We start from the raw sequence: 26,007 nt of genomic DNA on the forward strand, positions 1-26,007 counted from the left end.
TCGTCGGCGACGAGCAGCGGTGGCCGGGCGACCACGGCGGACGCGATGAGCGCGCGCTGCCGCATGCCGCCGGACAGCTCCCCCGGGCGCTGCCGCGCGCGCACCGCGGGGTCGGGCAGCCCGGCCTCGTCGAGCGCGGCCAGCACCCGCTCGGCGCGGTCGACCCGGGAGACCCGCGCCGTCCCCGGGTCCCCACCGGATCCTCGCGCGGCACCCGGATCGATCGGGTGGCGGCGCGAGAATCCGCGGGGGAACGAGAAGCCGCCCGCGGACCGCGCGCTACCGGCGCCCGGCCGGCGCACCGCGAGCGCCTCGCCCACCTCGGCGCCGACGGTGCGCAGCGGGTCCAGCGACCCCAGGGCGTCCTGCAGCACCAGGCCGACGTCCCGCCCGCGCGCCGCGCGCCAGTCCCGCTCGGTGAACCGCAGCGCGTCCCTGCCGAGCAGCGCGAGCCGGTCCGCCCGGACGTCCGCGCGCGCGCCCTCGCCCGCCAGCCCGACGAGCGTGCGCGCCAGCACCGACTTGCCCGCGCCGGACCCGCCGACGACCGCGACGCACTCGCCCGCCGCCACCCGAAGGTCGACGCCGTGCAGCACCTCGGCGCCGCCCGGGAACGCGACGCGCAGCCCGGCGACGTCGAGCACCGGCACCCCGTCGCCCGCGACGCCGCCGCCCTCGCCGAGCGCCGCCCCCGGGCCGCCGACCTCCCCGACCCGCCCCGTCACGACGCCACCGCCCCGACCCGCCGGCCCAGCACCGTCAGGGCCGCCGCGGTCGCCGTGATCGCGAGGCCGGGGAACACCGTGAGCCACCACGCCGTGTCGATGTACACCCGGCCCGCGTTGAGCATCGCGCCCCACTCCGGCGACGGCGGCAGCGTCCCCAGCCCGAGGAAGCTCAGCGCGCACACCCACACCACGGCCTGCCCGATCCCGAGGGTCGCGACCGACACCAGCGGCCAGAGCGTGTTCGGCACGACGTGCCGGCGCAGCACGGTGAGGGGCGGGTGCCCCTCGAGCCGCGCCGCCTCCACGTACCCGCTGGTCGCCACCGACCGCACCCGGGCGCGCAGCATCCGGGCGTACCCCGGCGCGGTCGCCGCGCCGACGGCCAGCACCGACGCCTCCACGCCCGCCCCGAGGACCGCCACGAGCAGCAGGGCGAGCACCAGCGTCGGCAGCGCGAACAGCACCTCGAGCACCCGCCCGATCCCGGCGTCGAGCCAGCGCGGCCCGAGCCCCGCGGCGAAGCCCAGCACCAGCCCGGCGCCGACGCCGATCGCGGTCGCGGCCGCGCCGATGCCGAGCGACGCCGCCGCGCCGTGCACGACGCGCGTGTAGACGTCGCGGCCGGACTCGTCGGTGCCGAACCAGTGGCCGGGCTCCGGCGCGGTGAACGCCGCACGCGCGTCGATGGCGTTCGGGTCGCCCGGGGCCAGCACGTCGGGCCAGAGCACCGCGACGGCCATCCACAGCACCGCGAGCGCCGCGAGCACGCCCGGGACGCCGAGCCCGCGCACGACCCCGACGGCACCGGCCGTCAGCCGCGCCCCCGCGCCGCCCGGGCCGCCCGCACCCCCGCCCGCGCCGCGCCCGCCGTCGCCCGCCGCGCCCCGGCGCTCCGCCGCCACGGCCGTCACCCGAGCACCGCCGGCTCCCCGGCGCGCGCGGCCGGTGCCGCCCCGCCGGGCGTCCCGGGCACCTCGGCGGCGCCCCGCAGCCGCGGGTCGAGCAGCCGCTCGACGACGTCGACCAGCAGCATCACCACGACGTACGCCAGCGCGACGACGACCACGGCCCCGACCACCACGGGCACGTCCCGCTGCATCGTCGCGTCGAGCAGCAGCCGGCCGAGCCCCGGGCGGCCGAACAGCGTCTCGACGACGACGGCCCCGCTGAGCAGCGACCCGAACGCCCACCCCGACAGCGAGACCGCGGGCAGCACCCCGTGCCGCAGCGTGTGCCGCCAGAGCACCCGCACCGGCGACGCCCCGCGGGCCCGCGCGCTCGTGGCGAACGGCGCCACCGCCGCCTCCTCCAGGGAGTCGCGCATGACCTGCCCCAGGAACCCCGCGACCGGCACCGCGAGCGTCACCGTCGGCAGCACCAACCCCGCCGGGTCGGTGCCGCTGCTGGTCGCCGGGAACCAGCCGAGCGTCGACGAGAACACCACGATCAGCACGGCCCCGAGCCAGAAGTGCGGCAGCACCGCCGCCACGACCTCGGCCCCGCGCAGCACCGCCGCGCACGCCCGGCCGACGGGCCCGGTGGCCCGCACCGCGAGCGTCGCCACCGCGAGCGCCAGCACCCACGCGAGGGCGAGCGCCAGCACCGCGAGCAGCATCGTCCCGGGCAGCTGCTCGGCGAGCAGGTCGGAGACCGGCACCCGGCGCGCGTACGAGTCGCCCAGGTCGAACGTCGCCACCCGCCAGAGCTGCACCAGGTACTGCACGACGAGCGGCTGGTCGAGCCCGTACTGCGCCCGCGCGGCGGCGACCGCCTCCGGCCCCGCCTGGGAGCCGGGTCCGCCGAGGATCGCCTCGGTCGGGTCGCCGCCGGCCGCGCGGAGCGCGAAGAACACGACGGTCGCGACCACCCAGGCCACGAGGGCCGCGGCGCCGATGCGCGCCAGCAGCCACCGCAGCCAGGGGCGGCGGACCGCCCGGCGAACGGCGACGGCGGGCACGGCGGTCAGGACCCCAGGCGGGCGTCGAGGAACGTCGGCGTGGACACCGTGTCCAGCGTCCGCATCCCGGAGACGCCGCGGGTGAGGAAGTGGTTCTGCTGGTCGTAGAGCGGGAGGATGGAGTAGCCCTCCAGCACGACCTGCTGCGCCCGCTCGTAGAGGTCGGCGCGCTCGGCGTCGTCCGCCGTCGCGGAGGCCCGGTCCAGCAGGTCGTCCAGCTCCGGGTCCTTCACCTGCGCGTGGTTGGCGAAGTAGCCGCTCGGCGCCGGGACCGTGCCGTCCGAGTGGTAGAGGATCCGCAGCACGTCCGGACCGACCTTCGTGTAGGGCGCGGACACGGCCTCGTACTCGTTCGCACCGAGCGCGGCGTACCAGGCGGACAGGTCGGACGGGGTCAGGACGACCTCGAAGCCCACCGCCTTCGCGTTCGCCTGGATCTGCTCGAACAGCGACTGCTCCGCGGCCACCGACTGGTTGGTGCTCACCGGGAACCGCACGGTCAGACGCTGCCCGTCCTTGGTCCGGTAGCCCTCGTCGTCCGTGCCGGTCCAGCCGGCCTCGTCGAGCAGCTGCTCCGCGCGGTCGATGTCCGTGGTGAACAGGTCCTCGTCGCTGTACGCGGTCGGCTCCACGCTCGACAGCGGGGAGTACGACCGGGTCGCGGTGCCGGCGAACAGGGTCTCGATGCCCGGGTCCGGGTCGGCCGCGCGCACGAACGCCTCGCGCACCCGGACGTCGTCGAACGGCGGCTGCGCGCTGTTCAGCTCGATCCGGTTGGACGAGCCGGGCCGCGGGGCGTCGACGTGCGTGATGTCGCCGCCCGCCTCGGCCTGCGCGATCGCGTCGGGCTGCGGGTTGTCGACGACCTGCACCTCGCCGGAGCGCAGCGCGGCGTACCGGGTGGCCGCGTCCGGGATGAACCGCCAGACGATCTCGTCGAGGTAGGCGGGGCCGTCGTGCTCCGCCTGCGGGTCGAGCGGCACGTACTCGTCGTTGCGCACCAGGGTCACCTGCTGCTGCGGCACCCACTCGTCCACGACGAACGGGCCGGTGCCGACGGGGGCCGCGCAGTTCTCGTCCGTCCCGCGCTCGATGCCGGCGGGCGACTCCATAGCGGTCCACTGCTGGCTCAGCGACTCCAGCAGCGCGGAGTCCGGCTCGGTGAGGTGGAACCGGGCGTGCGTCGCGTCCACGACCTCGACGGACTCGACCTTCTGCACCGCGAGGTAGCCGGTGGAGGAGCCGGTGTCCGGGTCCTGCAGGTGCTCGATGTTGGCCTTGACCGCCGCCGCGTCGAACGGGGTGCCGTCCGTGAACGTCACGTCGTCGACGAGGGTGAAGTCCCAGGTCAGCAGGTCGTCGCTGACGGTCCACCCGCTCGCGAGCCACGGGAGGACGGTGCCGTCCGCGTCCCGGCCGACCAGCGGCTCCAGGTACTGCGTGCTGATCAGGGCCTGCGGGTAGTTGCCGCCGACGTGCGGGTCGAGGCAGGTGGGCTCGGCGTCACCGGTCGCGTAGACCAGCGTGCCGCCGTCGCGCGGGGTGGCGGCGTCGTCGGCGTCCCCGCCGGAGCCGGTGCAGGCCGCCAGGGCGAGGGCGGCGACGGCGGCCAGTGCGGCGCCCGTGCGGGCGCGGGTCGGACGGAGGGCGTGGGGCACGGGTCCACCTCGGGCGTCGGGGGTCCGGCCGCGGCTCACCCGCCGACCGGTTGTTGCACTGCGTCCAACAATAGGCGCAGGTGGCGCACGCATCCCCCCCACCGGCTGTGATCCCGGTCCCACGGCCCGCCTAGCATGGGCGCGTGCCGACCCCCGCCCCGCGCCGCTCGGGGCGCCCGCACGCCTCGTCGCGGGCGATGCTCGAGGAGGCCGCCGGCGAGCTGTTCCTCGAGCGCGGGTACGCCACCACCTCGGTCGCCGACATCACGCAGCGCGCGGGCGTCTCGCGGAGCACGTTCTTCAACTACTTCACCGCGAAGTCGGACCTGCTGTGGGCGGCCTTCGACGAGCGGGTCGAGGCGCTGCGGGCCGCCCTCACCGCCGGGCCGGCGGACGCGACGCCGGGCGCCGTGGTCGAGGCGGCCCTGCGCGACCTCGCCGCCCGGCTGCCCGCGGACCACGTCGCCCTGGCGTTCACCCAGGCCGACACGATGGGGCTCGGCGACGACCTCCGGCTGGCGGCCGCCCGCCGCACCGCCGACCTCGGCGCCACCATCGCGGCGTACGCGGCGGGCCGCGGCGTCGACCCGCTGCACGCGCGGGTGGCGGGCGCGGCCTGGGCCGGGGCGCTCGTCGCGGCGGTCGAGGCCTGGGCGCTCGCGGGGGCCGGGCGGACGCGGCTGCCGGACCTGCTCGACCACGCGCTGGCGCCGGTGCGGGGGGCGCTGGACTGACCTGCCCGGGGGACGGTCCAGGGCGTTCGAAACATCTCCGGCGCACTCCGAGCGGCGCCTGTGGATGACGCCGGCGGCCGGGGCTGCACGGCGCCTAGCGTCTCGCGCATGACCAGCCACCCCGCTCCCGGGCACTCCCACCGACGCCCCGAGGAGGGGGTGGCGGGATCGCGATGAGCAAGATAACTTGGCTGCACGGCGATGAGCCGCTGATCCTCGGCAGCGCGCACCGCCACCGGGTACCCGAGGAGGACGTCCGTCACGCCATCGACCACTCGGTCGCCGGCTTCGACGTGGGCGAGGGCATGACCATGGTGATCGGTGCCGACCGCACCGGCGCGCTGATCGAGGTCGGTGTCGTCGCGATGTCCGGCGGCTGGTGCGTGGTCCACGCCATGCGCCCCGCGCGCCCGAAGCTCCTGAGGAGATGACCACCGTGCCCCGATCGCTCGACGAGATCATCGCGAGCGCGGACGCGCTCGCCGACCGGTTCGAGGCCTACGAGCCGGCCGAGGCGGACCGCGACTCCGTCGACCCGACGACGGCCCTCTGGCTGGCGGCGTCCCGGCGTGCCGCCGCCGAGCGGGACCTGGCGGAGGCCGTGGTGGAGGCCCGGCGGGCAGGCGTCCCGTGGAAGGTGGTGGGTGAGCTCGTCGGCACGTCCGGCGAGGCCGCTCGGCAGCGGTACGGCCGGCACGCCGCGCGTTGACGTCGTCGCCCGCCGTTCACCTGCTCGCCGCGCGCCACCGCCTGCGCGTGTGGCCGCGTCTCACCCGGTGTTCCTAGGATCGACCCCATGAGCGACACCGGACTGCGGCAGGCCCAGGACAAGATGGCGGCGGCCGGGGTGGCCCCGACCGCGATCGACGTCTTCACCCACTACTACCGGGAGCTCGAGGCGGGGGCCACCGGCCTCATCCCCGAGGGCACCATCGACCCCCTGCTCGACCCCCCGCAGCTGGCGGACGTCGACATCGACCCCGAGGCGGCGCGCGAGGCGTTCGCCAAGACCGCGATCATCAAGCTCAACGGCGGCCTCGGCACCTCGATGGGCATGGACAAGGCCAAGTCCCTGCTCCCGGTGCGCGACGGGAAGTCGTTCCTCGACCTCATCGTCGAGCAGGTGCAGCACGCCCGCTCCGAGACCGGCGCCCGCCTGCCGCTCATCCTCATGAACTCGTTCCGCACCCAGGCCGACTCGCTCGCCGCGCTGGCGGAGCACGAGGGCCTGGCCGTCGACGGCCTGCCGCTGGACTTCCTGCAGAACCAGGAGCCGAAGCTCCGCACGGACGACCTGACCCCGGTGACCTGGGAGGCCGACCCGACGCTGGAGTGGTGCCCCCCGGGCCACGGCGACCTGTACACGGCGCTGCTCGCGTCCGGCGTGCTGCAGCAGCTGCTGGACGCGGGCTTCCGGTACGCGTCGGTGTCGAACTCCGACAACCTCGGCGCCGCGCCGAACCCGACCATCGCCGGCTGGTTCGCCGCCTCGGGCGCGCCGTACGCCGCCGAGCTGTGCCGCCGCACCGCCGCCGACCGCAAGGGCGGCCACCTGGCGGTCCGGAAGTCCGACGGCCGGCTGATCCTGCGCGACACCGCGCAGACGCCCGCGGACGAGATGGACTACTTCACCGACGAGCACCGGCACCCGTACTTCCACACGAACAACCTGTGGTTCGACCTGGAGCAGATCGCCGCGGCGCTGGAGGCCCGGGGCGCGGTGCTCGGCCTGCCGCTGATCCGCAACGTCAAGACCGTCGACCCGACCGACTCCTCCTCGCCCGAGGTGTTCCAGATCGAGACGGCCATGGGCGCGGCGATCGAGGTGTTCGAGGGCGCGACCGCGATCGCCGTGGGCCGCGAGCGGTTCCTGCCGGTCAAGACGACCAACGATTTGCTGCTCCTCCGGTCCGACGCGTACGACCTCGGCGAGGACTCGACGCTGCGGCTCGCGGTCGAGAAGGCCCCGCTGGTCGACCTGGACACGAAGGTCTACAAGACCGTGGGGAAGTTCGAGCAGCGGTTCCCCGCCGCCCCGTCGCTGCGCGGCGCGTCCTCGTTCACGGTGAAGGGCGACTGGACCTTCGAGCCGGGCGTCGTCGCGACGGGCGAGGCCGTCGTCGAGGCGGACGGCGCCCCCGGCACCATCCCGGCCGGCACCACGATCGGCGGCTGACCCGCACCGCACCGAGGGGGCCGCCCGTGGCGGACGTCGCGCCGACCGAGCAGGCCGGGGCGCGCCACGAGCGGTCCGCCCTGCTGGAGTCCGCGGTCGCCGCGGCGGTGCTCGGCACCGCCGCGGTGGTCGCGGGCCTGGTCTCCGGGTCGGCGGTCGTCCTGTTCGACGGCCTCTACACGGTCGCCGGGATCGCTCTCGTCGGCGTCTCCGCGCTGGCCTCGCGCGCCGCGGCCTCGCGACCCGGCGGGCGGTACCCCTTCGGGCGGCACGCCGCCACGCCGCTGGCCGTGGTCGTCCAGGGCGCCGCGCTGGTCGCCACGCTGCTGTACGGGGCGGCCGACGCGGTCGGGAAGGTGCTGGCCGGGGGCTCGGACGCCAGCCCGACGACGATGCTGGTCTACGGCGGCACCTCGTCGGTCGTGAGCGCGCTCGTGGCGTGGCGGCTGCGCCGGCGGTCCGGGGGCTCGGCGCTGGTCGACGCCGAGGTCGTGTCCTGGTGGGCCGGCGCGGCGATCAGCGTGGGCGTCGGCCTCGGCGGCGCGCTCGCCGCCGTCCTGCAGGCGGGCGGGCGGGACGCCGCCGCGGGCTACGTCGACCCCGTGCTGCTGCTGGTCGTCGTGCTGGTGGTGGCGCGCCTCCCGGTGCGGCTGCTGCGCGACGGCATGCACGAGCTGCTCGAGGGCGCCCCGCCGCCCGAGGTCGACGCGGCGGTCCGCGCGGCCGTCGACGCCGCCCGCACCGCGTTCGACCTGCCCGAGCCGCTGCTGCGCGCGACCAAGCTCGGCCGGCGGCTCTACGTGGAGGTCGACTTCGTCGTCGAGCCGGGCCGGTGGGACGTGGACGACGAGGACGACGTCCGGCGCGCCGTGGTCGACCGGCTCCGGGACCTGCCGCTCGACGTCTGGGCGACGGTCGAGCTCACGGCCGACCCGGGCCTCACGGCGTAGCCCGGGGCGGCTCAGCCGCGGCGGCGCCGGGCCGCGAGCAGGAGGGCCCCGCCGGCCGCGAGCAGGAGCGCCGCCGCGGACGCGAGCGCCACGGCGTCCCCGCCCGTCACGCCGAGCGCCGCACGAGCGCCGCCGGCCGTCGGGGCCGCGGCGCCCGACCCGGCCGGGTCCGCGCCGGGCGCCGGGCCCCCCGGCGTCGTCGCACCGGGCGTCGTCGCACCGGGCGTCGTCCCGCCGCCCGGCGCCGCCACCCGCAGCGTCACCGCGTCGGTCGCCACCGTGGCCGCCGCGTTCGCGACCACCAGCCGGATCATCAGCCCGTCGTCGGCGGCGGCCGGCGTGTACGTGACGGTGTGCCGCACCGTGCCGGAGGTCGGGGCGGCCGCGACCCGGAGCGCGAGGGCGCGCGGAGCGGCGGCGCCCGCCTGGGACACCTGCGCCCCGTCGGGGAGGTCGCCCCAGGTCCGCCCGCCGTCGCGCGACGACTGCCAGGTGGCGGTCCCCGCGTCCGCGTCGACCACCCAGGACAGCGTGACCGGCCGGCCGGCGACGACCGGGAGGACGCCGTCGGCGCCCACGCCGCCGGGCTCGGACACCACCTCCGGGGCCGTCACGACGGTGAGGAGGGCCGGGGCGCTGGTGGCGGTCGCGGGCCCGGCGACCAGCGTCGACGCGGCGACCGCCCGGACGAGGGTGCCGTCGTCCGCCGCCGTGACCGGGAGCTCCAGCACGGGGCCGGTCGCGCCCGGGACCGGGAGCCACGCGGCGCCGTCCGCCGACCGCTCCCACGTGACCGTGGGCGCCGGGGAGCCGCTCGCGGCGACCTCGAACCGCGCGGTGCCCCCGTCCGGCACCGTGACGTCGGCGGGATCGCCCACCTCGGGCGGGGTGAGGACACGCAGCACCGCGACCCCGCTGGCGACGTCGGCCGCCGCGGCGTTGGTCGCGAGCGCCCGGTACGACGACCCGTCGGCGTCCGCGGTGGCCGGCACGGTCAGGGTCCCGGACGTGCCGCCCGCGACGTCGGTCCACGCGCCGCCCGGGGCGCGGACCTGCCACCGGAGGGCGGGCGTCGGCGAGCCGGACGCGGCGACCGTGAAGGTGGCGGTGCCGCCCGCGTCCGCGGTCGCGTCGGTCGGCTGCGCCGTGAAGGTCGGCGGGGTGTGCACCGTCAGCGTGGCCGCCGCGCTCGGCACCTCGCCCGTCGCGCCCGTGGCCACGGCCCGGACGAGCAGGCCCTGGTCCCGCGGGTCGGCCGTGCGCTCGTAGACGGGGCCCGTCGCGCCGGGGACGTCGGTCCAGCCGCCGCCGTCGTCGGTCTGCCAGCGCACGGCCGGCGCGGGCTCGCCGGCCGCCTCGACCTCGAACCGGGCCAGGTCGCCCGCGACCACCGTGGCGTCGGCGGGGTCGGTGACCTCGGGACCCCACAGGACGGTCAGCGTGGCGGCGGCGGACACGACCGAGCCGGCGGCGCTGGTGGCCACGGCGCGGTAGCGGGTCCCCTGGGCGGCGCGCTCCGCCGGGACGACGAGCGTCGGGGAGCCGGCGCCGGGGACGGCCACCCACCCGGACCCGCCCGGGGTGAGGACGTCCCAGCGCAGCGCAGGCGCCGGGGTCCCCGAGACCGCGACGGTGAAGGTCGCGTCGGCACCCTCGGGCACCGCCTGGTCCTGCGGGTCGGCCGTGACGACCGGAGCCGCGTGCAGGGTGATCGTGGCGGCGGCGCTCGCCACCTCGCCGGTCGCGCCGGTCAGCACCGCTCGGACCCGCAGCCCCGCGTCGCCGGAGCCCAGCACGCGGTCGTAGGTCGGGCCGGTCGCGCCCGCCACGTCGGTCCAGACGTCCTGGCCGGCGGGCGCCGTCTGCCAGCGGATCGCGGGCGCGGGCGACCCGGCCGCGCCGACCGCGAACCGCGCCGTGGTCCCGGGCAGCCCGGCGGCGTCGGCCGGCGGGTCGGTGACCTCGGGTCCCCAGGTGACGGCGAGGGTCGCCGGGGCGCTGGTCGCCGTCCCTGCCGCGTTGCCCGCGACCACCCGGTACCGGGCGCCGTCGTCCGCGCGGGTGGCGTCCACCGTCAGCACGGTCCCGGTCCCGCCGGGCACGTCGACCCAGGACGAGGAGCCGGGGGGCGGCGCGCTGCCACCGGACGGTTGGCGCCGGCGACCCGGCGACGGTCGTGGCGAAGGTGGCCCGGGTGCCCTCGAGCACGGTGGCGCCCGCCGGCGCGGAGACCGTGGGCGGCACGGGCTGCTCGAGGGTCGCCGTGGCGGTGCTCTGGTCGACGGTGGCCCGGACCGCGAGCGTGGCCCCGGCACCCCGGGTGAACCGCGCCGCCGGCCGTGCCGTCCGCGGCGAGCGCCGGGTCGGCCTGGACCCCGGCCGCGTCGTCGACCGGGTGGAACGCCCAGGCCACGGCCCGGTCCGCGAGCGCGCCCAGCAGCGCGGCGGGCGCCGGCGCGCCGTCGGCGAGCGCCACCCGGGCGGTCGCGGTGACGGCGTCGCCGGTGACCGGCCGGTCCGGGGCCGCGTCCAGCGCGAGCACGGCCCGCGGGGCCGTGGTGGTGACGCCCAGCGCGCCGCACGTCGCGTCGGTCGCGCCGGCGGCGCAGCCCCACCAGCTCTCCGTGGCCGGCACCGGGCCCACCACGGACGCGGGGCGCGCGGCGCCGGTGACGCCGTCGGTGTTGGCCACCAGGACCGAGGACGCGACCGAGCCCGCCGCGAGCCAGAGCGCGCCGCCGTCGGCGGCCCCGCCGGACCCGGTGACGACGTTGCCCTCGACCCGGGACCCCGTGACCGCGGTGCTGCCCGTCGCCAGCACCGCCGCGCCGCGCGCCGCCGCGACCGACGCGGAGGTCACGGTGTTGCCGGTGAAGGTCGAGCCCTGCACGGTCAGCGCGGCGCCGTCGACGTACAGGGCGCCGCCGCCGAGCACGCCGGACCCGCTCCCGCCGGTCACCGTGTTGCCGTCGAACGTCGACCCGGTGACGACGACCGTGTCGGCGTCGTCGACGCCGAGCACCGCGACCGCACCGCCGGGCGCCCCGTCGGCCGTGTTCCCGCGGAACGTGCAGCCGTCGATCGTCAGCGCGCCGCCGGACATCTGCACCGCACCGCCGGGAGCCGTGGCGTCGCCCGCTCCGGCGGCGTTCGCGCTGCCGGTGACGACGCAGTCGCGCAGGGTGAGCGCGTCGGGCCGGTCGGGGTCGCCGGTGCCGGCGAGGACCGCGCCACCGCCCCCGACCACCGCCGCGTCGGCCGGGCTCGGGACGCCCCCGCGCAGCTCGACCTTCTCCACGGTGACGTCCACCCCGCCGACGAGGCCGGGGTCGAGGTCGAGGATCCGCCGGCCCGAGGCCGTGACGGTCCAGGTGCCGGAGGACGAGACCACGAGCGTCGCCGGCGCGGCGGGCGCGAAGGTCAGCGGTCCCGCGGCGAGGACGACGTCCGTGCCCGCCGGGACCGTCACGACCGCGTCCGTCTCGCCGGCGGCGCGGCAGAGCGCCTCGCGCAGCGTGGTGCCCGCGGAGCCGTCGTCGCACCCCGCGGTGAGCGCGGCGTCGGCGGCCGACGTCACCGCGATCGCCACCGGCTCGGCGGCGAGGGCCGCGGGCGCGCCGAGCGCCGGGACGCCGGGTGCGACGGTGCCGGCGCCGGCGGCGACGGCGGCGAGCACGAGGGTCGCCAGGGCGCGCCGGAGGGCGGGTCGCGGGGGGTGCACGCCGGAAGACTAGGTGTTTCACCCGAGCGGCGGACCCGTCGTCCGGGTGAATCCTCGTAGGCTCACCCCGCTCGTCGTCCCCGCTCGCCGCCCCCGCAAGGTCCAGGAGTCCCCGTGCCCACCCGCCGCACCGTGCTAGTGGCCGCCACCGCGGCCGCCGGCGTCGCCGCCGTGGGTGGCTCGGTGCTCGCGGCGCGCCGCCCGACCATCCCGCTGACCCTCGCGGCGCTCCGACCCCTCGTGGGCGACCGGTTCGAGGTCGACGGCCGCACCGTGACGCTCGCGGCCGTGACCGGGCGGGGTGGCGCCCCCGCCACCGAGACGGCCTTCGCGCTGCGGTTCACCGGGGCCGGCGACCTGCCGGGTGCCACGCGGTCGTTCGCGCACACGGACGGCGACCTGGTCCTGCACGTCGAGCCGGTCGGGCCCGAGCGCAGCACGCTCGAGGCCGTCGTCGGCCGGACGGCCTGAGGCGAGGAGGACGACGTGGACCCGTACCTCGGCGACATCCGGCTGTTCGCGGGCACCTTCGCGCCCGAGGGCTGGGCCGCCTGCGACGGCCAGGTCCTCCAGATCAGCGAGAACGAGGCCCTGTACACGCTGCTGGGCACCCGGTACGGCGGTGACGGGACCTCGACGTTCGCGCTCCCCGACCTGCGCGGGCGGTGGGCCGTGGGCCGCCGCGGCGCGAACCTCGGCGAGACCGGCGGCGCGGAGACGGTCGCGCTCACCGTGCCGCAGCTCCCGGCGCACACGCACGCCGCGTACGCCTCCGCCGCCGCGGCCACCGGCACCGCACCCGGCGTGTGGGCCGCCGTGGCCACCCCGGCCTACCTGCCCGGCGACCCCGGCGCGGGCGCCCAGACCATGGCCGGTGACGCGCTGGCGCCCGTGGGGTCCGGCCTGCCCCACGAGAACCTGCCGCCGTTCCTCGGGATGATCCACATCATCGCGACCGTCGGCATCTACCCGACCCGAGACTGACGGCTGGACATGGACCCCTACCTCGGCGAGATCCGCCTGTTCGCGACCGACTTCGTGCCGCGCGGCTGGCTGCCCTGCGAGGGCCAGACGGTGGCGGTCAACCAGAACACGGCGCTGTTCGCGGTCCTCGGCACGCAGTACGGCGGCAACGGCGTGTCGACCTTCCAGCTGCCGGACCTGCGGGACCGCTCGGCGGTGGGCGCCGGCGCGGAGGTCGCCGTGGGCCAGGCCGGCGGCACCGCGAGCACCGTCCTGACCGCGGCGCAGATCCCGCAGCACGCGCACCCGGTCCTCGGGTCGGCGGCGCCCGCCGACGCGGCGGAGCCGGCCGGCGCGCGCTGGGCGGCGACGGCAGAGCCGCAGTACGGCTCGGCCGCCCAGGTCGTCATGGCGCCCGGGACCGTGCAGGCCTCCGGGGCGTCCCAGGCGCACGAGAACCGACCCCCGTACCTCGCGCTGATCTACGGCATCGCCGTCCAGGGGATCTTCCCGAGCCGGGGCGACGACGGCGGGCCCGCGGCCCCCGCCCTCGTGGGCGAGGTGCGGCTGTTCGCAGGGAACTTCGTCCCGAGCGGCTGGGCGCCGTGCGCCGGGCAGCTCCTGCCCCTCACGCAGAACACCACGCTGTTCGCCCTGCTCGGCACCGCGTTCGGGGGCGACGGGCGCACCACGTTCGCCCTGCCGGACCTCCGCGACCGCACCCCCGTCCACGTCGGCCGGGGCAACCCCGGCCGGCGGGACACCGCGATCGGCGAGCCGGGCGGGGCCTCGGCGGTCGCGCTGACCCCCGAGCAGCTGCCGCCGCACACCCACGCCGTCCGCGGGACCGGCGCACGCGGCACCACGGGGAACCCGTCCGGGGCCTCCTGGGCGGTCGCCCAGCAGGGGCGCGCGCGGCGCGATCAGTACACGGCGGCCGGACCGACCGTGGGGATCGGCACGACCGGCCCGGCCGGCGGCTCGCAGCCGCACACGAACCGCTCGCCCTACCTCGGCGTCACGGCGATGATCGCGCTGAGCGGCGTGTTCCCGGCCCGTCCCTGAGCGACGCGGGCCGTCACGGACGCCACGGGCCCGGGCCCGACGTCTCCCCCCACCCCGCGGCCCCGCACCCTCGCGCGCCGCGTGATCGCGCGTGCCCGCGGCCCCGAGGCACCGGTGCGCCGGCCGTCGCCGCAGGCCACCCCGGCGGAGTTGACATCCCGACCGCTCGGTCGTAATTTCTGCCGTACCTACCAAGCGGTAGGTAGTGGTGGCGCCGGCAGCGTCGGCGCCACGACGTCTCAACGTGGAGCCGTCCGACTCCCATGACGCCGAAGAAGGTACGCATGGACGCCCAGGCCACCGTCGCCGCCGAGGGCACCCCCTCGACGCGGGACGACATCGCCCCCGACACGGGAGCCCCGTTCACGCGGGCCCGCACCCTGCGCTTCGGTGCCGGGTTCTTCGCGTACGGCCTGCTCTGGATCGTCGGCCTGCAGATCGTCGCCGCCGTGCTGCTCCCGCAGCGCCTGCGCGACATCGGCGTCGACTCCCCCGAGACCCTCCTGGGCTCCATCAGCGCGATCACCGCGATCGTGTCGCTGGTGTCGAACCTCGTGTTCGGCAACCTCTCCGACCGGACCCGCGGCCGGTTCGGCCGCCGCACCCCGTGGATCCTCGGGGGCGGCATCCTCGGCGGCGTCTCGCTGTTCGCGATCGGCGTCCTGACCAGCCCCGGCCTGATCACGCTGTCCTACTGCATCAGCATGGTCGGCCTGAACATGATGCTGGCGCCCGCGGTCGCCGTCCTCGCGGACCGCGTGCCGGGGAAGGTCCGCGGCACCATGTCCGCGTTCTACGGCGGCGGCCTGGCCGGCGGCGCCCCGATCGGATCGCTGGTCGGCGCCGCGTTCATCACCAACTCGCTGCCGGGCTTCGTCCTCGGCGGTGCGCTCATGGCCGTCTCGGCGGTCATCGCGCTGGTCGTCTGGCCGCGCGAGAAGTCGGCCGTCGACCTGCCTCCGGCCGCCGCCGGCTTCGGCGAGCTGCTCAAGTCGTTCCGGCCGCCGCGCAAGGCGCCCGACTTCTACCTGGCGTTCGCGGGCCGCCTGTTCATGCTGGTCTCGTACCAGATGATCATGGCGTACCAGCTCTACATCGTGCAGGACCACGTCGGGCAGACCACCGCCGAGTCCGCGGCCACCATCGCCACGATGGCCGTCATCACCCTGGTCGTGTCGCTGGTCGGCTCCGTGGCCGCCGGCCCGATCTCGGACCTGATCGGCCGCCGCAAGCTCCCCGTGGTGCTGTCGAGCGTGCTGTTCGCCGTCGGTATCGCGATGCCGTGGGTCTGGCCGACCCCCGCCGGCATGTTCCTGTTCGCCGGCATCGCCGGCCTCGGCTACGGCGTCTACACGTCGGTGGACCAGGCGCTGAACGTCGACGTGCTGCCGAACGAGGAGGAGGCCGGCAAGGACCTCGGCATCCTCAACCTGTCGACCACCGCCGGCCAGACCGTCGGCCCGCTCATCACCTCGGCCCTCGTCGTGGCGACCGGCGGCTACGGGCTGGTGTTCCCGGTGTCGATCGTCGCCGCGCTCCTCGGCGCCTTCTTCATCACGCGGATCAAGTCGGTCCGCTGACCTGACACCGCGGCGGCCGCGCGCCGCCCCCACCCCGCCACGGAGGCCCCGGGCCGGACGCACGTCCGACCCGGGGCTCCGCGCGTCTCGCGCCCGCCCGCGCTCAGAGCGCGGCGCCACCCCCGGGCAGCCGTCCCAGCACCGACAGGTCCGCCCGGTCCACGTCCCGCGGCGGGTAGCCCCTGTGAAACGCGACCTGCTGGGCCACCGACAGGCAGCCGACCGCGCGCGCACCGATCGTCCCCGTCACCAGGCACCCGGGCGGGTAGTCGAACGTCGTCCCGTCGAGGCCCGCCTGGGTCCCGCGCCCCGTGCCGTCGAACGCCGCCGGGTGCAGGTCGACCCAGCGGGAGCCCGGGGCGGCGAGCTCGACCCGCACCGGGCGCCAGTCCGTCTCGACGGCGTAGCCGAGCCGGGCCAGCGCCGCGAGCGCGGCGCCCTCGCCGGTCGCGTCGACGGCCAGGTCCAGGTCCCGGTGCGGGCGGGTCTGCCGCCCGGCGAGGGCGTCGACGCCCCAGCCGCCCGCGACCCACGCGCGGCAGCCCGCGGCCGCGAGCGCGTCGAGCACGCGGTGCACCTCGTCGGCGTCCACCGGCGCCACCTCCCCTCGGCCGCCGTGCGGCCCCACTGTGCCAGCGCGCGGACGCCGGGGGCACGGCGTACACCGCCCGGACACCTCCGTCGGCCACACTGGCCCGCGACGGCCGGGCACGCGCCGCGACGACGGCACCCGGGAGGAGCACGGCATGAGCGGCAGCACCGGCCTGGTCCGGCGCCTCGGCCTGGGCGACGCCGTCGTCATCGGACTCGGCTCGATGGTCGGCGCCGGGGTGTTCGCCGCCTTCGCGCCCGCGGCGCAGGCCGCCGGCTCCGCGCTGCTGGTCGGGCTCGCACTCGCCGCCGTGGTGGCCTACGCGAACGCGACGTCCTCCGCCCAGCTCGCGGCGCAGTACCCGGCGTCCGGCGGCACGTACGTCTACGGGCGCGAGCGCCTCGGCGCCTGGTGGGGCTTCCTCGCGGGCTGGTGCTTCGTGATCGGCAAGACCGCGAGCTGCGCGGCGATGGCGCTGACGTTCGCGGCGTACGCCGTGCCCCCGGGCTGGCAACGTCCGGTCGCGGCCGGTGCCGTCGTGGCCCTCACCGCCGTCAACCTCCGCGGCATCACCCGGACGGCGCTGCTGACCCGCGTCGTGGTGGTGGTCGCGCTCGGCGCCCTCGCCACCCTCGTCCTCGCCGGGCTGGCCGGCGGCGACGCGTCGTGGGCCCGGGTCGCGGTCGGCGCCGACGCGACCTGGTCCGGGGTGCTCGGGTCGGCGGGGCTGCTGTTCTTCGCGTTCGCCGGGTACGCGCGGATCGCCACCATGGGCGAGGAGGTGCGGGACCCCGCCCGGACGATCCCGCGCGCGATCCAGCTGGCCCTCGGTCTCGCGGTCCTCGTGTACGCCGCGGTCGCGGTGACGCTGCTGACGGTGCTCGGCCCGGACGACCTGGCCGCGAGCGCCGCGCCGCTGGCCGACGCCGCCGCCGCGACGGGCCGGCCCTGGGTCGGCGCGGTGGTCCGCGTCGGCGCGGTCGCCGCCTCGCTCGGCGCGCTGCTCGCCCTGGTCGCCGGGGTCAGCCGCACCACGCTGGCGATGGCCCGCGAGGGCGACCTGCCACGGCCGCTCGCCGCCGTGCACCCCCGGTACCGGGTGCCGCACCGCGCGGAGGTCGCGCTCGCCGTGGTGGTCGTCGTCCTGGTGCTCACCGTCGACCTGCGCGGGGCCGTCGGGTTCTCCTCGTTCGGCGTCCTGCTCTACTACCTGGTCGCGAACGCGGCCGCGCTGACCCAGGACCGCGCGCACCGGCGGTTCCCGCGCGCGCTCCAGGTGCTCGGCGCCGTCGGGTGCGTCGTGCTCGCCGCGACGCTGCCGCCCGCGTCGGTCGCCGGCGGGGCCGCCGTCGTCGCGGCGGGGGTCGCGTGGCGCGCCGTCGTGCAGGCCCGCGCCCGGCGTGTGGGTGGCCCGGCGTAGCGTCCCCCGCACCGGCGGGCCCGCCGGCGGCTCCGACGAGGGAGGCACCATGTCCGACGACGTCGCGCGGGACGACCGGGACGGCTGGTGGGGACCGCCCGTCGCCGGGGACGAGGTCGCCTCGCTGGTCGGCTCGCTCGAGCGGCAGCGGGCGACGTTCGCCTGGAAGGTCGGCGGCCTGGACCGCGCGGCGCTGTCCGCCACGCTCGGCCCGTCCGCGATCACGCTCGGGGGGCTGGTGAAGCACCTCGCGTTCGTCGAGGTGTTCCACCTGTGCACGCGGGTGAACGGCCGCCGGCCGGGCGACCCGTGGGAGGGCGTCGACTGGGACGCCACCCCCGACTGGCCGTGGACCTCGGCCGCCGACGACGAGCCCGAGCAGCTCTACGGCCTGTGGCGGGACTCGGTGCTGCGGGCCCGGGAGTCGCTCGCGGACGCGGTCGCCGACGGCGGGCTGGACCGGCCGATCGCCTGGTCCGACGACCCCGACGCGCAGCCGAACGTGCGCCGGGTGCTGGTCGACCTCGTCGAGGAGTACGCGCGGCACGTCGGGCACGCGGACCTGTACCGCGAGGCGGTCGACGGCCTCGTCGGGGAGGACCCGCCGGCGGCGCCGGCGCTGTACCCGCTGCCGGAGCGCCCAACCTGATCCGGGCGGTCAGCCCAGCGGCGCCGGCTCCCGCGGCGCCATGCCCGCCGCGCGGTACGCGTCGTCCACCAGCCGCATCGCCGCGACGGCCTGCGCGGTCCCCGACACCGGGTCCCCGCCGCGCAGCACGGCGTCGGCGAACGAGCGCAGCATCCACACGTACGACGCTGTGGGGTCGACGGGCTCCTCGACGACCCGCCCGTCGGCGTGCTCGACCACGATGCGGCCGCCGTTCTGCGGCCCGTACGGGCTGTGCACGGTGATCGTCCCGGTCGTCCCGACGATCCTGGCCCGCACGCTCTGGTCCTCCGACGCGACCATGCTGGCCCGCACGGTCCCCTCGACCCCGCCCGGCAGGTCCAGGTGCACCACGATCGACGCGTCCACCCCATCGACCGCCACGGCCTCGGCCGACCGCACCGTCGGCGCACCCAGGACGTGCGAGAGGAACCGCAGCGGGTAGACGCCCAGGTCCATCAGTGCCCCGCCGCCCATCGACTCCTGCCACCGGATGTCCCCGCGGTCGGCGATCTCGACGCAGAAGTCGGCCTCCGCGGACGTCACGTCGCCGATCACGCCCTCCGCGAGCAGCTCGCGCAGCCGCGCCCACGACGGGTGGTGCTGCGAGTGGAACGCCTCCATCACGACCAGCCCGCTCCCCGCGGCGGCGGCCTCGACGTCCTCGGCCTCGGCCGCGTTCGCCGTGAACGGCTTCTCGCACAGCACGTGCTTGCCCGCGGCGATCGCGCGCAGCACCCACACGCCGTGCAGCGCCGCCGGGGTCGGCACGTAGACCGCGTCGACGTCCGGGTCCGCGAGCAGCGCGTCGTAGTCGTCGAGCACCCGCGGGATGCCCTCCGCGTCGGCCGTCTCCTGCGCCCGGGACCGGTCGCGGGCGGCGATGGCCGTCACCTCGACCTCCGGGACGGACGCGGCGGGCACGGCCACCGCGTCGTGCAGGATGCGAGCAGCACCGAGGACCCCGAGACGCACCGTCGACATGTCCCGCACCCTAGCCCGCGGCGGTCGGCTGCGGCGCGCGGTCCGGCGCGAGGTCCGGCGCGCGGTCCGGCGCGGGGTCCGGCGCGCGGTCCGGCGCGCGGTCCGGCGCGCGGTCCGGCGCGCGGTCCGGCGCGGGGTCCGGCGCGCGGTCCGGCGCGCCCGGCCCGGTCGCGGGCGCCCCCACGGCGGCGGCGCGCACCTCCGCCAGCGCCGCCACCGCGGCCGCGAGCGGCGCGTCGATCCCGAGCTCGCGGCGCGCGGCCACCGCGATCTCGATGTCCAGCACCGCGGCGTCGGTGTTGCCGAGCGCCGCGTGCGCGCGGCCGCGCGCCAGGTGCGCCGTCGCCACGATCCGCGGCACCCCGAGCGGCGCCGCGAGGCGCAGCGCCTCGGACGCCACCGCGCGCGCCTCCTCCCACCGCTCGGCCTCGACGAGGATCGAGGCGAGGTAGACGTGCGCGTTGGCCTCCGTGAACGGCGCGACCTGCGCCCGGGGGCGGGTGCGCGGGTCGGCGACGCGGGTGATCGTCGCGCGCACGGTCGCCGCGGCCTCGTCGAGACGACCCAGCCGCTGCCGGGCCTTCGCGAGCGACAGCATCGCCTGCGGCGCGCCCTCGTGGTCGCCCGCCGCCAGCATGCAGTCCACCGCAGCGCCGGCGTCGCGCTCGGCGTGCGCGAGGTCGCCCGACTGGGACGCGATCCACGACCGGTAGCTGAGCGCCCAGCCCTCCTGGGTGGTGTCCCCGCACCGCCGGGCCGCGGCCAGCGCGCGGTCCGCGGCCGCGCGCGCCCGCACCAGGTCGCCGCGGCAGATCGACTGCGCCCACGCGCGGTAGCCCTCGTGCACCGCGACCAGCCGGTCGTCGCCCAGCGCGGTCGCCGCGTCGGCCGACAGGTCGAACACCTCGGCCCAGCGGTCCCACGTCGCCCACAGGTCGGAGAACCAGTGCAGCGCGTCCGCCACCTCCGCGACCCGCGCGTGCGCGCCGGCGGCCGCCGCGCGGCGGAGCGCGGGCAGCCAGCTCGCCGACTCGGCGCGCAGCCAGGCCTGCGCCGCCTCCTGGTCGGGGAGGTCGACGTCCCGCTCCCCCGGCGGGGCAGACCCCTCGTGGGCGTGGTCCGGCTCGAACCGGTACCCCGCACGCACGGTCGTCCGGAGCAGCCAGTCGTCGGCCGCGGCGCGCACCGCGTCGTGCGCGGCCGCGTCCTCCTGGTGCTCCAGCTCGGAGCGGGCGTAGAGCCGCAGCAGGTCGTGCAGCCCGTAGCGGTCGCCGGGCAGGTGCTGCACCAGGCTGAGGTCCACCAGCTCGTCGAGCAGGTCCTCGGTCCGCCAGACGGACTCGCCGACGAGCGCGGCCGCGAGCCCGGCGCCGGTGGTGGGCGCGTCCACGAGGGCCAGCCGCCGGAACAGCCGCTGCGCCCCCGGGCCGAGCTGCTCGTAGGAGGAGGTGAACGCCGCCCGCACCCGCAGGTCGCCCGCGGTGAGGGCGTCGAGGCGTCGCTCGTCGGCGGCCATCCGGCGCACCAGCCCGTCGATCGTCCAGCCGGCCCGGGCCGCGAGCCGGTTGCCGGCGATCCGCAGCGCCAGCGGGACGTCGTCGCAGAGCCGGGCGAGCCGCGCGAGGTCCTCGGCGGACCCCCGCCCGGGCAGGATCGCGTCCAGCAGGCCGATCGAGTCGCCGGGCGCGAGCCGGCCGAGCACCGCGCGGTGCTGCACGCCGTCGAGGCCCGCGAGCGCGCGCCGGCTGGTGACCAGGACGGCGGACGGCCCGTCGGCCGGCACGAGCGGCCGGACCTGCTCCTCGGACGCCGCGTTGTCGAGGACCAGCAGCACGCGCCGGTCGGTGAGCAGCCCGCGGACGTGCGCGCTCGCCTCGTCGGGGTCGGGCGGGACGGTCCCCGACGCGAGCGCCTCCGCGACCCGCCGCACCGCGGCGTCCGGCGTCACGGGCTCGTGGTCGACGCCGCGCAGGTCCAGGAAGAGGCGCTCGGGGAAGTCGTCCCGCAGGTCGCGCGCCACCTGCGCCGCGAGCGTCGTCTTGCCGAAGCCCGGCGGTCCGGTCACGACGGCGACCGGGGCCGGGGCGTCCGGGCCGCCGCCCCGCAGCACCCGGCCCAGAGCGGCCCGCTCCTGGGCGCGACCGGTGAAGTCGGCCACCCGGCGCGGGAGCGGCAGGGCGTGCGGGACGGCGGCCGCGGGGCGCCGGCGGCCCTCCCGGGCCAGGCGGAGCAGCGCCGAGCGGTCGTCCGGTCGCAGGCGCAGGGCGTCCGCGAGCGCCTCGACCGTCCGGTGCTGCGGACCCCGGCTGACGCCGCGCTCGATGTCGCCGATGCCCCGGTCGCTCACCCCCGAGGCGGCGGCCAGGTCCTCGATCGTCAGGTCCGCGTCCTGCCGGTGCCGGCGCAGGAGCGCTCCCAGGTCGTGGTCCACCCTCGCCCGCCTCTGCCGCCGGCCGGCGAGCTCCCCCGAGTTCTGCCGGACTTCTTCCTGGTCCGCGCGCGGCGCTGCGCGGTCCAATCGTGACCGGGGACGGACGCCCCGGGCAAGTGCCCCGCGGCAGGTCGGTCCGGACCCCGACCGAGGAGGAACCATGCCCTACGTCAGCACGCCCGACGGCGCCGAGATCTTCTACCAGGACTACGGCCAGGGGAAGCCCGTCCTGCTGAGCCACGGCTGGCCGCTGAGCTCCGAGGCCTGGGCCTACGAGCTCAAGGTCCTCGCCGACGCCGGCTACCGCGCGATCGCGCACGACCGCCGCGGCCACGGCCGCTCGTCCCGCACCAGCGGCGGCAACGACATGGACACGTACGCCCGCGACCTCGCGTCGCTCGTCGAGCAGCTCGACCTGACGGACCTCACCGTCGTCGGGCACTCCACCGGCGGCGGCGAGGTCGTCCGGTACGCCGCGCAGCACGGCAAGGGCCGGGTGACCAAGGTCGTCACCGCGGGCGCCGTCCCGCCGGTCATGCTGGAGTCCGAGACCAACCCCGAGGGCACCCCGATCGAGGCGTTCGACGGCATCCGCGAGGGCGTCCTGCGCGACCGCTCGCAGTTCTACCAGGACCTCTCCGAGGCGTTCTACGGCGCCAACCGCGAGGGCTCGACGATCAGCCAGGGCCTGCGCGACGACTTCTGGCGGCAGAGCATGCTCGCCGAGCTGCAGGCCGCCTACGACTGCGTCGCGGTGTTCTCGGAGACCGACTTCACCGAGGACCTCAAGGCCCTGGACGTCCCGATCCTCATCGCGCACGGCGACGACGACCAGATCGTCCCGATCGCGGCGGCGGCGTACAAGTCGATCGACCTGGTCAAGCTCGGCACGCTGAAGGTCTACCCGGGCGCCCCGCACGGCATCTCCGGCGCGTACCAGGAGGCCCTGATCAAGGACATCCTGGCGTTCATCGCCGACTGAACCGCCGGCCCCGCGGCCGTCGCCCGGTCCGCGCAACCGCTGTGCGCCGATCGGGCGACGCCCGTCAAGGGCCCTTCACGGCCCGCCGATGGGTGAGGCATGACGACCCGCCCGATCCGCGCGCTCGCCGTCGCCCTGCTCGCGGTCGCGACCCTGTCCGGCTGCTTCCGGTTCGACATGCGGGTGGAGGTCGGCGAGGACGACACCGTCTCCGGCTCGTACGTCGTCGCGGTCGACCGGTCGGTGCTCGAGATGACCGGCCAGGACGTCGACGAGCTGCTCGGCACCGGGGCGGACGGCCCGGGCGGGCTGCTCGGCGAGGACGGCGGGGGCCAGGTCCGCGAGGAGCCCTACGAGGACGAGGACGCCGTCGGGCGCCGGTACGTGTTCGACGCCGTGCCGTTCGCGGTGTTCAACGGCGAGGGCATGACGCTCGCGCACGCCGACGGTCGCTACACGCTCGACGGCACGCTGCCCGCGTCGACGGGCGGCACCGACCTGGGCATGTCCGTGCGGGCCGACATCCGGATCGCGTTCACCTTCCCCGGCGACGTCGAGGAGACCAACGGCCAGGTCGACCCGGACGACCCCCGCACCGTCTCGTGGACCGGCGACGGCACGCAGGACCTCGTGCTGCAGGCCGTCGCGTCGGAGGCCGGCGCCCCGTGGCTCGGGCTCGCGGTCGCGGGCGGGGCCGGGCTGCTGCTCCTCGCTGGCGCCGTGGTGCTCGTGGTGCTGCTCGTGCGCCGCCGGCGGTCGCGGTCCGCCGCGGCGGTCGCCGGCTGGTACCCGCCGGGCGGCACGGGCGGCCCCGCGGCCCCCGACGCCCCCGCCGCCTGGCCGACCGACGGGGCACCGCGCACGCCGCTCGCGTGGACCCCCGACCCGGCTCCGGGCGTCCCCCCGGGCGCCGTCCCGCGCCAGCCTCCGGCGGGGCTCCCGCCGTACGGGGGCTGAGGAGTCGCGGACGAGCAGAGGGACGACGCGCGCTCGACGTCGTCGACCGGCGATGCGCGCCGCGACCGGAGGGTCCGCCGGGCGAGGGTTTGACCCTCGAGCCGGTCGAGGCGTGAGCGTGCAGCCGTGCCCGCGACCCCCGCGCCCACCCCGGCGCTCCCCCGCTCGTTCCTCGTCTGGCTCGGCGGCGTCACCGTCGGTCGCCTCGGCGACGCCGTCCTCGCCTTCGGGCTCGGCTGGGCCGCGGCCGGGCACGGCGGGACGACCGCCGCGCTCGTGCTCACGCTGAGCGGGCTGCCGCGCCTCGTGCTGCTCCTGCTCGGCGGGGCGGTCGCGGACCGGTTCGGGGCGCGGCGCATCCTGATCGCCGGCGAGGCGACGCTGGTGGTCCTGGCCGCCGGGCTCGCGGTGGCGCTCGCGCGGTACGGCACGCCACCCTGGCTGCTGCTCGCCGCGTCGCTGGCGCTCGGCACCGTCACCGCCTTCTGCCTCCCCGCCTCGGGCTCGATGCCGCGGCGCCTGGTCCCGGACGACCTCCTCACCCGCGCGCTCGCCGCCCGCCAGGGCGCCAACCAGGCCGTCGCGACGGCGGCTGCCCCGCTCGGCGGCGTCGTCGTCGCCGCCGCGTCGCTGCCTGTCGTGGCGTGGGGAGACGCCGCGGCGCTCGCCGTGTCGCTCGGCGTCCTCGTCGCGGTCCGGGAGCTCACCGGGACGGCGGACGACGTCCCGGGGCCGGGCGCGGCTCGACGCCCGCGGCTCGACCTCGCCGACGGGGTCCGCGTCGCCGCACGGACCCCGGGTCTCGTCCCCGCGCTGGTCCTGACCGGGGCGGGCGCAGCCCTCATGCTCCCGGTGCCGTCCCTGCTCATCCCGCTCCAGGGCCGCGCCTCGGGCTGGGGCGCCGGCACGACCGGGGCGGTCGCGGGGGCCGCCGGGATCGGAGCGATCGCCGCGGCGCTGCTGCTCACGCGCCGCCGCGCGACCGGGTCGGCGCTCTCCGCCGTCCGCGGCCTCGCCGCCTCCGCCGCGGGGGCTCTCGCCCTCGCCGGTTCGGCGGTGCTCGCGACGCCCGCGGCCACCGTCGTCGCCGGCGTCGGCGCGCTGGTCCTCGGCGTCGGGCAGGGCGTGTTCGTCGCCCGGCTGGCCCCGCTGGTGCTCGGGACCGCGCCCCGCACGCACCTCGCCCGCGTCCAGGCGCTGGTCGGGTTCGCGCAGATCGTGCCGGTCATGATCACGAACGCGATGCTCGGGGCCCTGGCCGAGCACGCCTCGCCGGCGGCGGCCCTCGCGGCGACCGGCGGCGGCCTGCTCGCCTGCGCCGCCTGGGCACGCCGCCCGGCCCCGCCGGCGCCGGAGCCGTACGACGACCCCCGCGCAGCGACGGCGGCCCCGGCACTTGACCCTCGAGCAGGTCGAGGGCCCACAGCGGGCACGTGACCGACGACCTGCTCAGCATCGGGGCGCTCGCGCGGGCGAGCGGCCTGCCCGTGAGCGCCCTGCGGTACTACGACGCCGCCGACGTGCTCCGGCCCGCGCACGTCGACCCGGCGACCGGCTACCGGTGGTACACCGCGGCACAGCAGCACACCGCCCGCCTGCTCGCTCGCCTTCGTCAGGCCGGGCTGCCGGTCGCGGACCTGGTCGCCGTCCTCGCCGCCCCGCACGACGCCACCGACCTGCTGGCCCGGCACCGGCGCCGCCTGGAGGACGACCTCGCGGCCGCGGGTGCGCACCTCGACGCTGCCGCGGACCTGCTCGCCGAGCCGGGCCGGGGCACGCTCGGCACCGCCGACCTGCTTGCGGCCGTCGCGGCGGTCCGGCACGCCGTGGGGGCCGACCCCGCGTGGCCCGCGCTCGCGGGTGTCCTCCTGCACCTCGACGGCGCCACCCTGCGCGTCGTCGGCTGTGACCGGTTCCGGCTCGCGGTCGCGACGGTTCCCGTGCGGGAGCCCTCGGGCCCCGAGGTGCGGGTCGTCGCCACGCTCGACCACCTCGACCGGCTCGCCGCCGCCGCACCGCCGCCCACCGGGCAGGTCGTGCTCGGCGCCCGATCGCTCGACCTGCTCGGCGTGCCCGGCGACCCCGCCGACGGCGCCTACCCCGACTACGAGCGGGTCCTCCGGACCGGTACGACCACGGCGGGGGTCGCGACGAGGTCCCTGGTCGCCGCGGCGGCCGAGGCGGACGACCTGGTCGTGCTGCGGCTGGGCGGCGGCCGCGTGCGGATCGACGCGCCGGGCCCCCGGGACGCGCACGCGTTCTGCCGGACGTTCCTGCTCGACGCCGTGCGGGCGGCCCGTGCCGAGCACCTGACCCTCGCGCTGGACGACGACGGGTCCCCGCTGGGCGTCTCCCCAGCCGGCCGGCCGGGCGACGTGGGCCTCGTGATGCCGGTGCGTCTGCGCGCGTGACCAACCGGCCGGTCCCCGGCTCCCCGCCCTA

General features: G+C 77.7%; 23 protein-coding genes and 1 pseudogene. 15 read left to right on the plus strand and 9 right to left on the minus strand.

All coding sequences use genetic code 11. The features are described 5' to 3' along the window. Positions 1-50 precede the first annotated feature (50 nt). The 4 genes and pseudogenes from FKM96_RS22200 to FKM96_RS09395 form a co-directional block, all read right to left on the minus strand. Positions 51-815: pseudogene (locus tag FKM96_RS22200) on the minus strand (ATP-binding cassette domain-containing protein); the annotation flags it as partial. After that, entirely contained in the window at positions 722-1,639 is a 918-nt protein-coding gene (locus tag FKM96_RS09385) for an ABC transporter permease (RefSeq protein WP_371300510.1), read from the minus strand. The pseudogene FKM96_RS22200 and the gene FKM96_RS09385, both read right to left, overlap by 94 nt. Continuing rightward, positions 1,636-2,694 (minus strand): ABC transporter permease, encoded by a 1,059-nt coding sequence (locus FKM96_RS09390; RefSeq protein WP_371300530.1) that lies wholly within the window; start codon positions 2,692-2,694, stop codon positions 1,636-1,638. The genes FKM96_RS09385 and FKM96_RS09390 overlap by 4 nt, the downstream gene beginning before the upstream one ends. Continuing rightward, positions 2,691-4,343: an ABC transporter substrate-binding protein gene (locus FKM96_RS09395; RefSeq protein WP_246855288.1), complete on the minus strand. Its 1,653-nt coding sequence runs from the start codon at positions 4,341-4,343 to the stop codon at positions 2,691-2,693. Before FKM96_RS09395 ends, FKM96_RS09390 begins: the two co-directional genes overlap by 4 nt. 143 nt (positions 4,344-4,486) lie before the next feature. Here FKM96_RS09395 and FKM96_RS09400 point away from each other — a divergent pair, with 143 nt between their 5' ends. The 5 genes from FKM96_RS09400 to FKM96_RS09420 all read left to right on the plus strand — a co-directional run bounded on the left by FKM96_RS09400 (position 4,487) and on the right by FKM96_RS09420 (position 8,203). Further along, complete coding sequence (locus tag FKM96_RS09400) at positions 4,487-5,077, plus strand: TetR/AcrR family transcriptional regulator (protein ID WP_246855289.1); 591 nt, start codon at positions 4,487-4,489, stop codon at positions 5,075-5,077. Between the two features lie 173 nt (positions 5,078-5,250). Next, entirely contained in the window at positions 5,251-5,508 is a 258-nt protein-coding gene (locus FKM96_RS09405; protein ID WP_147795004.1) for a hypothetical protein, read from the plus strand. Then, on the plus strand, positions 5,505-5,786 hold the full coding sequence (locus FKM96_RS09410; protein ID WP_147795005.1) for a hypothetical protein: 282 nt from the start codon (positions 5,505-5,507) through the stop codon (positions 5,784-5,786). Before FKM96_RS09405 ends, FKM96_RS09410 begins: the two co-directional genes overlap by 4 nt. 87 nt (positions 5,787-5,873) lie before the next feature. Beyond that, positions 5,874-7,253: a UTP--glucose-1-phosphate uridylyltransferase gene (locus FKM96_RS09415; RefSeq protein WP_147795006.1), complete on the plus strand. Its 1,380-nt coding sequence runs from the start codon at positions 5,874-5,876 to the stop codon at positions 7,251-7,253. A 26-nt stretch (positions 7,254-7,279) separates the two neighbouring features. Next, positions 7,280-8,203 (plus strand): cation transporter, encoded by a 924-nt coding sequence (locus tag FKM96_RS09420; protein WP_210417403.1) that lies wholly within the window; start codon positions 7,280-7,282, stop codon positions 8,201-8,203. An 11-nt stretch (positions 8,204-8,214) separates the two neighbouring features. Here FKM96_RS09420 and FKM96_RS09425 read toward each other — a convergent pair whose 3' ends face one another. Together FKM96_RS09425 and FKM96_RS09430 are read right to left on the minus strand one after the other, a co-directional pair. Then, positions 8,215-10,275, minus strand: coding sequence for a hypothetical protein (locus FKM96_RS09425; protein WP_147795007.1), 2,061 nt, complete (start codon positions 10,273-10,275; stop codon positions 8,215-8,217). A gap of 2 nt (positions 10,276-10,277) precedes the next feature. Next, positions 10,278-11,924 carry a right-handed parallel beta-helix repeat-containing protein gene (locus FKM96_RS09430; RefSeq protein WP_147795008.1) on the minus strand — a complete coding sequence of 549 codons (1,647 nt, stop codon included), beginning with the start codon at positions 11,922-11,924 and terminating at the stop codon, positions 10,278-10,280. A 114-nt stretch (positions 11,925-12,038) separates the two neighbouring features. Between FKM96_RS09430 and FKM96_RS09435 the strand changes: the two genes are divergently transcribed. From FKM96_RS09435 to FKM96_RS09450, 4 genes are all read left to right on the plus strand, one after another. Next, the gene (locus tag FKM96_RS09435) at positions 12,039-12,395 is read left to right on the plus strand and encodes a hypothetical protein (protein ID WP_147795009.1); all 357 of its coding nucleotides are present in this window, start codon (positions 12,039-12,041) and stop codon (positions 12,393-12,395) included. Positions 12,396-12,410: 15 nt separating this feature from the next. Further along, positions 12,411-12,908, plus strand: a complete 498-nt coding sequence (locus tag FKM96_RS09440) for a phage tail protein (RefSeq protein ID WP_147795010.1) — start codon at positions 12,411-12,413, stop codon at positions 12,906-12,908. A gap of 9 nt (positions 12,909-12,917) precedes the next feature. Continuing rightward, complete coding sequence (locus FKM96_RS09445; protein ID WP_147795011.1) at positions 12,918-13,952, plus strand: phage tail protein; 1,035 nt, start codon at positions 12,918-12,920, stop codon at positions 13,950-13,952. 284 nt (positions 13,953-14,236) lie between these two features. Then, positions 14,237-15,532, plus strand: coding sequence for an MFS transporter (locus FKM96_RS09450; protein WP_210417404.1), 1,296 nt, complete (start codon positions 14,237-14,239; stop codon positions 15,530-15,532). Between the two features lie 103 nt (positions 15,533-15,635). Here FKM96_RS09450 and FKM96_RS09455 read toward each other — a convergent pair whose 3' ends face one another. Further along, positions 15,636-16,124, minus strand: coding sequence for a nucleotidyltransferase domain-containing protein (locus FKM96_RS09455; RefSeq protein WP_147795013.1), 489 nt, complete (start codon positions 16,122-16,124; stop codon positions 15,636-15,638). A 154-nt stretch (positions 16,125-16,278) separates the two neighbouring features. Here FKM96_RS09455 and FKM96_RS09460 point away from each other — a divergent pair, with 154 nt between their 5' ends. Both FKM96_RS09460 and FKM96_RS09465 read left to right on the plus strand, forming a co-directional pair. Further along, positions 16,279-17,544, plus strand: coding sequence for an APC family permease (locus FKM96_RS09460; protein WP_147795014.1), 1,266 nt, complete (start codon positions 16,279-16,281; stop codon positions 17,542-17,544). Positions 17,545-17,593: 49 nt separating this feature from the next. Further along, positions 17,594-18,193, plus strand: a complete 600-nt coding sequence (locus FKM96_RS09465; protein ID WP_147795015.1) for a DUF664 domain-containing protein — start codon at positions 17,594-17,596, stop codon at positions 18,191-18,193. A gap of 9 nt (positions 18,194-18,202) precedes the next feature. Here the strand turns inward: FKM96_RS09465 and FKM96_RS09470 are convergent, their stop codons facing one another. Continuing rightward, positions 18,203-19,195, minus strand: coding sequence for a Gfo/Idh/MocA family protein (locus FKM96_RS09470; protein ID WP_147795016.1), 993 nt, complete (start codon positions 19,193-19,195; stop codon positions 18,203-18,205). Between the two features lie 10 nt (positions 19,196-19,205). Further along, the gene (locus FKM96_RS09475; RefSeq protein ID WP_168216935.1) at positions 19,206-21,626 is read right to left on the minus strand and encodes a helix-turn-helix domain-containing protein; all 2,421 of its coding nucleotides are present in this window, start codon (positions 21,624-21,626) and stop codon (positions 19,206-19,208) included. Positions 21,627-21,786: 160 nt separating this feature from the next. Here FKM96_RS09475 and FKM96_RS09480 point away from each other — a divergent pair, with 160 nt between their 5' ends. From FKM96_RS09480 to FKM96_RS09495, 4 genes are all read left to right on the plus strand, one after another. After that, the gene (locus FKM96_RS09480) at positions 21,787-22,608 is read left to right on the plus strand and encodes an alpha/beta fold hydrolase (RefSeq protein WP_147795018.1); all 822 of its coding nucleotides are present in this window, start codon (positions 21,787-21,789) and stop codon (positions 22,606-22,608) included. Between the two features lie 99 nt (positions 22,609-22,707). After that, positions 22,708-23,565, plus strand: a complete 858-nt coding sequence (locus FKM96_RS09485; RefSeq protein WP_147795019.1) for a hypothetical protein — start codon at positions 22,708-22,710, stop codon at positions 23,563-23,565. Positions 23,566-23,691: 126 nt separating this feature from the next. After that, positions 23,692-25,002, plus strand: coding sequence for an MFS transporter (locus FKM96_RS09490; protein ID WP_147795020.1), 1,311 nt, complete (start codon positions 23,692-23,694; stop codon positions 25,000-25,002). Continuing rightward, a complete protein-coding gene (locus tag FKM96_RS09495) occupies positions 24,999-25,976 on the plus strand; it encodes a MerR family transcriptional regulator (protein ID WP_147795021.1) in 978 nt (325 codons plus the stop codon). Before FKM96_RS09490 ends, FKM96_RS09495 begins: the two co-directional genes overlap by 4 nt. Positions 25,977-26,007: the final 31 nt, after the last annotated feature.

This window comes from Cellulomonas sp. Y8, from assembly GCF_008033115.1.
GTDB lineage: Bacteria > Actinomycetota > Actinomycetes > Actinomycetales > Cellulomonadaceae > Cellulomonas.